A 7,928-nucleotide genomic window follows, 5' to 3' on the forward strand; every position below is an offset into this window, starting at 1 on the left:
ACCGTCGACCTCGATGCGCAGCGCCAGGGTGTTGACGAAGAAGCCGATCAGCGGCTCGACCTCGGCGCGCTGGCGGTTGGCGACCGGGCTGCCGACCACGATCTCGCCCTGCCCGCTCAACCGCGACAGCAAGGTGGACCAGGCTGCGAGCAAGGTCATGAACAAGGTCGCGCCGTGGCGCTGCGACAGCTCGCGCAGAGCGGCGGTCAGCGCCGGCGGCAGGCTCAGGCCGACGCGGTCGCCGGCATAGCTCTGCAGCGGCGGGCGCGGCCGGTCGCTCGGCAGTTCCAGCAAGGCCGGCGCGCCTCGCAGATGGCCGCGCCAGAACTCGACCTGCTCGCGCAAGGTCTCGCCCTGCAGCCATTGCCGTTGCCATTGCGCGTAGTCGGCGTACTGGATCGGCAGCGGCGGCAGCGGGTCGTCCTGGCCCTGGCTGAAGGCGGTGTACAGCGCGGTCACTTCCTTGACCAGCACGCCGAGCGACCAACCGTCGGAGACGATGTGATGCTGGGTCAGCAACAGCACGTGCTCGGCCTCGGCCAGGCGCAGCAGGCGGCCGCGGATCAGCGGGCCGGCAGCGAGGTCGAACGGAGCGCGCGCTTCCTCGGCGCCGAGTTCGGCGACTGCGCGTTCGCGCGCAGCGGCGTCGAGCCCGCTCAGGTCGATCTCGACCAGGTCGAAACCGCGGTCGGCCGCCGCGATCGACTGCGAGGCGACGCCATCGACCTCGACGAAGCGCGTGCGCAGGTTTTCGTGGCGGGCGACGATGCGGTCGAGGGTCGCCCTGAGCGCATCGCGGTCGAGCCGGCCACTGAGGCGCAGTGCGGTCGGCATGTGATAAGCCGCGCCCGCGGCCGGATCTAGCCGGTCGAGGAACCACAGCCGCTGCTGCGCCCACGACAGCGGCAGCGCCGCGGATCGGTCGGCGCGCGGGATCGCCGCCTCGTCGGCGCGATCGGCGCCGGCCAGGGCCGCCGCCATCGCCGCCAAGGTCGGCCGCGCGAACACCTCGCGCAGCGCGAGCGCCGCGCCCAGGCTTTCGCGCAGCCGCGTGGTCAGTTGCACGGCGAGCAGCGAGTGGCCGCCGAGTTCGAAGAAATGGTCGTGGCGGCCGACGCGCGGCAAGCCCAGCAGTTCGCACCAGATCGTCGCGACCGCGGTTTCGGTGTCGCCCTGCGGCGCCTCGTACTCGCGCGCCGCCACCGCCGAGGCGTCCGGCGCCGGCAGCGCCTTGCGGTCGAGCTTGCCGTTCGCGGTCAGCGGCCACGCCGTCAGGTTGACGAAGGCCGACGGCAGCATGTAGTCGGCCAGGCCCTTGGCCAGGCGCTCGCGCAGCGCCGCCGCCGACAGCCCGACGCCGTCCTCGGCGATCACATAAGCGACCAGGCGCTTGTCGCCGCCCTCGCCTTCGCGTGCGACGACCACGGCTTCGCGCACGCCTTCGCAAGCGGCCAGGCGCGCTTCGATTTCGCCGAGTTCGATGCGGAAGCCGCGGATCTTGACCTGGAAATCGTTGCGGCCGAGGAATTCGATGCTGCCGTCGTCGCGCCAGCGGCCGAGGTCGCCGGTGCGGTACAGGCGCGCGTCCGGCTCGTCGCTATAGGGGTCGGCGACGAAACGTTCGGCGCTGAGTTCGTCGCGGTTGAGATAACCGCGGGCCACGCCGGGGCCGCCGATGTACAGCTCGCCGGTCACGCCGACCGGCACCGGCTCGCCGCGCGGGTCGAGCAGATAGACGCGGGTGTTGGCGATCGGCTTGCCGATCGGGATGCTGCGCGCGCCGTCGGCGACCGCGGCGATCTCGTGGTTGGTCGCGAAGGTGGTGGTCTCGGTCGGGCCGTAGCCGTTGACCAGACGCCGCGGCCGCTGGGCGCGGCTCAACGCGCGCGCGACGCTGCGCGGGTCGAGCGCGTCGCCGCCGATCAGTAGATGGTTCAATCCGGCGAAGGCCGGCGCCAAGGCATCGGCGTATTCGTTGAACAGGCCGACCGTGAGCCACAGCGCGGTTACGCCGCCATCGATCAGGGCCGCGGCGAAACGCGCCGGATCCAGCACGTCGGCGGCGGCGATCACTTCCAGGCGCGCGCCGTTGAGCAAGGCGCCCCACAGCTCCCAGGTCGAGGCGTCGAAGGCCGGGTTCGCGCACAGGCCGATCACGTCGTCGACGCCGAACTGGGCGCACTCGTTATTGATCGCCAGGCGCAACACGCTGCGATGCTCGACCATCACCCCCTTGGGCAGGCCGGTCGAACCGGAGGTGTAGATCACGTAGGCGAGATGGCGCGAACCGAGCCCGGCCACGTCGGGCGCGAGGTCGAGCGGCGACGGCGACTGCGCATCGGCGATCCCGTCCATGGCCACGAAGGCGGCCTCGGCCTGGGCCAGGGCGGCGATGGACTCGCGCAAAGCGGTCGGCGCCAGCAGCGCGCGAGGCGCGCTGTCGGCGAGCATGAAGCCCAGGCGTTCGTCGGGATGCTGCGGGTCCAGCGGCACGTAGCCGGCGCCGGCCTTGAGGATGCCGAGCACGCCGACGAGCAGTTCCAGGCCGCGCTCGGCGCAGATCGCGACGCGGTCGTCGGGCCGCACGCCCAGCGCGATCAGGCGATGAGCGACACGATTGGCGCAGCGGTCGAGTTCGGCGTAGCTCAGGCGGCGGCCGCGAAAACGCGCGGCGATCGCGGTCGGCCGCTCGGCCGCGCGCTGCGCGAACAGCTCGTGGATGCAACGCTCGTGCGGGTAGTCGGCGTCGGTGGCGTTGAAGCCGCGCAACACCTGCTCGCGCTGCTCCGCGCTGAGCAGCGGCAAGGCGTCGACGGTGCGCGCGTCGTCGCAGGCCATGGCTTCGAGCAGGCGGACGAAATGCCCGGCGTAACGCTCGATGGTGGCGCGCTCGAACAGGTCGGTGGCGAAGGCCAGATTGCCTTCGAGAGTGGCGCCGGCGTCGGTGACCGCCAGTTCGATGTCGAAATGCGCGGTATGGCGGGCGCCGCCGATCGCTTCCAGGGTCAGCCCCGGCAGTTCCAGGGCGCCGCCGTCGGGGGTGTTGTTGAACGCCAGCATGCTCTGGAACAGCGGGCTGTAGCTCAGGGTGCGCGCCGGCTGCAGCGCTTCGACCACCTGCTCGAACGGCACGTCCTGATGGGCGTACGCGTCCAGGGTGGTGGCCTTGACCTGGGCCAGCAGCGCGGCCACGCTCGGCGCCGCGCTGAGGTCGACGCGCAACGCCAGGGTGTTGACGAAGAAACCGATCAGCGGCTCGAGTTCGGCGCGCTGGCGGTTGGCTACCGGGCTGCCGACGACGACCTGGTCCTGCCCGCTCAAACGCGACAGCAGCACCGACCACGCCGCCAGCAGGGTCATGAACAAGGTCGTGCCGTGGCGCTGCGACAGAGCGCGCAAGGACGCAGTCAGCTCCGGCGACAGGCTCAGGGCGACGCGGTCGCCGGCATAGCTCTGCAGCGGCGGGCGCGGACGGTCGGCCGGCAGCTCCAGCAAGGCCGGCGCGCCGCGCAGGTGTTCGCGCCAGAAGTCCAGCTGCGCCTGCAGGGTCTCGCCCTGCAGCCACTGGCGCTGCCACAAGGCGTAGTCGGCGTACTGGATCGGCAGCGCCGGCAAGGGGTCGGCGCGGCCCTGGTGAAACGCCGCGTACATCGCGCTGACTTCGCGCACCAGCACGCCGAGCGACCAACCATCGGAAACGATGTGATGCTGGGTGACCAGCAGCACGTGTTCGTCTTCGGCCAGGCGCAGCAAGCGGCCGCGGATCAGCGGACCGGTGGCCAGGTCGAACGGCGCCTGCGCTTCCTGCGCGGCCAATGCCGTCACCTCGGCCTCGCGCGCCTCGGCGGCGAGCGCGCTGAGGTCGTGTTCGATCAGGGCGAAGCCGACCTCGGCCGGCGCGATCGCCTGCACCGGCATGCCGCCGCCGTCGACGAACCTCGTGCGCAGGTTTTCGTGGCGCGCGACGATGCCGTCGAGGGTGCGCTTGAGCGCGCCGCGGTCGAGCGCGCCGCTCAGGCGCAGCGCCGCCGGCATGTGGTAGGCGGCGCTGGCGGCGCGATCGAGCTGGTCGAGGAACCACAGACGCTGTTGCGCCCACGACAGCGGCAAGGCGCCGCTGCGATCGGCGCGGGCGATCACGCTGTCGTCGGCGCGGCCGGCCTCGGCCAAGGCCGCCGCCATCGCCGCCAGGCTCGGATGGGCGAACACCTCGCGCAAGGCCAGCTCGACGCCGAGCGCTTCGCGCAGGCGGGTGACCAGTTGCACCGCGAGCAGCGAATGCCCGCCGAGTTCGAAGAATTGGTCCTGGCGGCCGGCGCGTTCCAGCCCGAGCAGTTCGCACCAGACCCGCGCCACGGTCCGCTCCAGTTCGCCCTGCGGCGCCTCGTACTCGCGCAGCGCGAGCGCGGACTGGTCCGGCGCCGGCAAGGCTCTGCGGTCGAGCTTGCCGTTCGGCGACATCGGCCAGGCGTCCAGAGTCACGAACGCGGACGGCAGCATGTACTCGGCGAGGTCGCGGGCGAGCGCGGCGCGCAGGCTCGCCGCCGATACGTCGGCGCCTTCTTCCGCAATCAGATAAGCGACCAGGCGCTTGCCGCCGGCCTGGTCGTCGCGCGCGGTCACCACCGCCTCGCGCACGCCGGCGCAAGCGCTCAGGCGCGCCTCGATCTCGCCGAGCTCGACCCGGAAGCCGCGGATCTTGACCTGGAAATCGTTGCGGCCGAGGTAATCGACCGTGCCGTCGGGCAACCAGCGGCCGAGGTCGCCGGTCTTGTACATGCGCGCTTCGGGATCGGCGACGAACGGGTCGGCCAGGAAGCGTTCGGCGCTGAGCTCGGGGCGGCCGAGATAGCCGCGCGCCAGGCAGGCGCCGCCGATGTAGATCTCGCCGTTGACGCCGGGCGGCACCGGCTGGCGTTCGCCGTCGAGCAGATAGATGCGCGCATTGGCGATCGGTGCGCCGATCGGCGGCGTCGCCGGCCACGCCGCCGGGTCGCCGGACAAGACATGGGCGGTGCAGACGTGGCTTTCGGTCGGGCCGTAATGGTTGTGCAGCTCGCGTCCGGGAACGCGGGCGAAGAAATTGCGGATCGCCGGGTTGACGAACAACTGCTCGCCGGCGGTGACCACTCGGGTCAGCGAGGGCAAGGCTTCGCCGTTTCGCTCGGCCGCCGCGACCAGGCCCTGGAAGGCCACGAACGGCAGGAAGATCCGCTGCACTTCGTGGCGCTTGATGAAATCGACCAGCGCGAACGGGTCCTGCCGGGTCGCTTCGCGCAGCAGCATCAGGCAGCCGCCCGAGGCCAGCGTGTAGAACAGCTCCTGGAAGGCGACGTCGAAGCCGAGCGCGGAGAACTGCAGCACCCTCTCGCCGGCGGCGCGACCGGCACGGTCGCGGCACTGCCAGTCGATCAGATTGACCAGCGGCGCCTGCGGCATCGCCACGCCCTTGGGCTGTCCGGTCGAGCCGGAGGTATAGATGACGTAGGCCAGATGCGCCGGCGCCAGCCCGGCCACGAGCGGGTCGTGATGGGGCTGCGCGGCGAGCGCGGCGTCGCCGAGGTCGATCGACGGCACGCGGGAGGCGGACAGCGCCGGCACCTCGGCGAGCAGGCCCGGCTGGCTCAGCAGCGCCAGCGGCGCGCTGTCGCCGAGCATGTAGGCCAGTCGTTCGTCCGGGTACGCCGGATCCAGCGGCACGTAGCCGGCGCCGGCCTTGAGAATGCCGAGCACGCCGATCACCAGCTCCGGACCGCGTTCTGCGCAGATCGCCACACGGTCGTCCGGCTGGACCCCGAGCGCGATCAAACGGTGCGCGACCTGGTTGGCGCGGCGGTTGAGTTCGGCGTAACTGAGGCTGCAATCTTCGAACACCAGCGCACAGGCCTCGGGCGTGCTGCGCGCCTGCCGCTCGAACACCTCGTGCAGCACCCGCGGCGGCGCGAACTCGACCGCGCTGTCGTTGAACCCTTCGAGCACGCGCTGGCGTTCGGCCGCGGCCATCAGCGGCAGGCGCGCGACCGGTTCGCCGCGATCGGCGGCCAGGCCTTCCAGCACCTTGACGAAATAGCCGGCGTAGCGCTCGATGGTGGCGTGGTCGAACAGATCGCTGGCATAACCGATGTTGCCCTCGACCGCGCCGTCGATCTCGCGCAGGCCGAGCTCCAGGTCGAAATGGGCGGTGTAGCGCGAGGTGCCGAGCATCTCCAGGCTCAGCCCCGGCAAGGTCAGTTCGCTGTTGCCGGGGGTGTTGTTGAACGCCAGCATGGTCTGGAACACCGGCCCGTAGCTGAGGCTGCGCGCGGGCTGCAGCGCTTCGACGACCTGCTCGAACGGCACGTCCTGATGAGCGTAGGCGCCGAGGGTGGCGGCCTTGACCTGGGCCAGCAAGGCGGCGACATCGGGCCGGCCGCTGAAATCGATGCGCAGGGCGATGGTGTTGACGAAGAAGCCGATCAGCGGTTCGACTTCGCTGCGGCGGCGGTTCGCCACCGGGCTGCCGATCACCACTTCGTCCTGGCCGCTCAGGCGAGACAGCAGGGTCGCCCAGGCCGCCAGCAGGACCATGAACATGGTCGTGCCGTGGCGCTGCGACAGTGCATGCAGGGACGCAGTCAGCTGCGGCGTCAGGCGCAGGTCGACACGGCCGCCGGCATAGCGCTGCACCGGCGGGCGCGGCCGGTCGCCCGGCAATTCCAGCAAAGCCGGGGCGCCGCCGAGATGGCCGCGCCAGAAATCCAGCTGGCCCTGCAGCGCATCGCCCTGCAGCCACTGGCGCTGCCACACCGCGTAGTCGGCGTACTGGATCGGCAGCGGCGGCAGCGGATCGGCCTGGCCCTGGCTGAAGGCGCTGTACAGCGCGGTGACTTCGCGCACCAGCACGCCGATCGACCAGCCGTCGGAAACGATGTGGTGCTGGGTCAGCAGCAGCACGTGCTCGTCGTCGGCCAACCGCAACAGGCGGCCGCGGATCAGCGGCCCGTTGGCGAGGTCGAACGGCGCGCGCGCTTCGACCCCGCCGAGTTCGGCGACGGCGGTTTCGCGCGCCTGCGGGTCGAGGGCGCTCAGGTCCTGCTGCTCGAGGGCGAAGCCCTGCTCGCCCGGCGCGATCACCTGGGCCGGCACCCCGTCGACTTCGACGAAACGGGTGCGCAGGTTCTCATGGCGCGCGATCAGGCGGTCGAGCGTGGCCTGGAGCGCGTCGCGGTCGAGACGGCCGCGCAGGCGCAGCGCCACCGGCATGTGATAGGCGGCGCTGGCGGCGGGGTCGAGCCGGTCGAGGAACCACAGCCGCTGTTGCGCCCACGACAGCGGCAGTACCGCGCCGCGGTCGGCGAGCGGGATCGTGGTCGCGGCCTCGTCGCCGCGCTGTTCGATGCGTTTCTTCAGCCGGTTGCGCAAAATCGCCTGTTTCAGCTCTTCCAGAGCCTGGTCCTGCTTATTCATCTACGGATTCCCTTTCCAGCAGCTTGCGCAGTTCGTCTTCCGACATCGAATCCAACTCGTCCTGCATGTCGCCGAGTTCGGCGCCGAGGAACACCTCGACCTGCAAGGCCTTGATCGCATCGGCCAGCACCGACAACAGCGGACGTTCGAACAGCTCGCGCAGCGGCACTTCGACGTGGAACTGCTCGCGCACCCGGATCGCCAACTGCATGATCAGCAGCGAGTGGCCGCCGAGTTCGAAGAAGTGGTCGTGGCGGCCGACCCGCTCGATGCCCAGCAGGTCCTGCCAGATCGTCGCCAGGGTTTGCTCGACCTCGCCCAGCGGCGCCTCGTACTCACGGCTCGCCAGCGCGGACTGGTCCGGCGATGGCAAGGCCTTGCGGTCGAGCTTGCCGTTCGGGGTCAACGGCAGCGCATCCAGACTCACGAAAGCGCTCGGGATCATGTACTCGGCCAGCTCGCGGGCCAGCGCGTCGCGCAGG

At 71.0% G+C, this 7,928-nt stretch carries 2 protein-coding genes; both read right to left on the reverse strand.

Going from position 1 to position 7,928, the window contains the following annotated elements; all coding sequences use genetic code 11:
• Positions 1–7,446: amino acid adenylation domain-containing protein (locus AC6CH2_RS22430; protein WP_498271151.1), on the reverse strand; the 7,446-nt coding region annotated here is incomplete at its 3' end.
• Positions 7,439–7,928 (reverse strand): phosphopantetheine-binding protein (locus tag AC6CH2_RS22435; RefSeq protein WP_498271152.1); only part of this gene is annotated, 490 nt, incomplete at its 5' end. The genes AC6CH2_RS22430 and AC6CH2_RS22435, both read right to left, overlap by 8 nt.

Source organism: Lysobacter sp. GQ73, assembly GCF_059758755.1.